The sequence below is a fragment of the Vibrio sp. 1069 genome (genome assembly GCF_033340555.1).
The window spans coordinates 1-574 of record NZ_JAWOWP010000706.1; the positions used below are offsets into that span (position 1 = coordinate 1).

1 protein-coding gene is annotated in these 574 nt (G+C 46.0%); it reads left to right on the forward strand.

Going from position 1 to position 574, the window contains the following annotated elements:
* Positions 1-425, forward strand: a 425-nt coding sequence (gene artM, locus R7040_RS28590; protein ID WP_318097906.1) for an arginine ABC transporter permease ArtM, incomplete at its 5' end; no start/stop codon positions are given.
* Positions 426-574 lie beyond the last annotated feature (149 nt).

The window sequence follows — 574 nt, forward strand, 5'->3', positions numbered from 1 at the left end:
TGCTGTGGACTTGGCTGAGCCAACCTTGGTTCTGTGCCATGTTAGCGTTGGCATTAAATACTGCCGCGTACAGTACTCAGCTTTTTAAAGGCGCGTTTAATGCGATTCCTTCAGGTCAATGGCAAGCGTGTCGTGCGCTGGGTATGAACAAAAGTGCCACGTTACGTGTGTTACTTCCTTATGCGATTCGCCGCGCGGTGCCTGCTTACTCAAATGAAGTGATTTTGGTGTTCAAAGGCACGTCTTTGGCAAGCACTATCACCATCATGGACTTGATGGGCTATGCGCAGCGCATTAATGCTCAAACCTACGATACATTAATGGTTTTCGGTGTAGCAGGCGCGTTTTATCTGAGCGTGAATGGGATTCTGACGCTTATCTTCCGCCAAGTTGAGAAGAAAGCTCTGGCTTTTGAAACCGTATAAATACCAAACCATTGTTGATTTAAGTTCATCACATCTTCAATTTCACCATGCCTCTGCGACTGACTCTCTGGTAGGGGCATTTTTTATTTCTCTTCTCTTGTTTTACCCGGAAGTGGGAAACTGCGCATCTTTCACCAAACTTAAGTGAG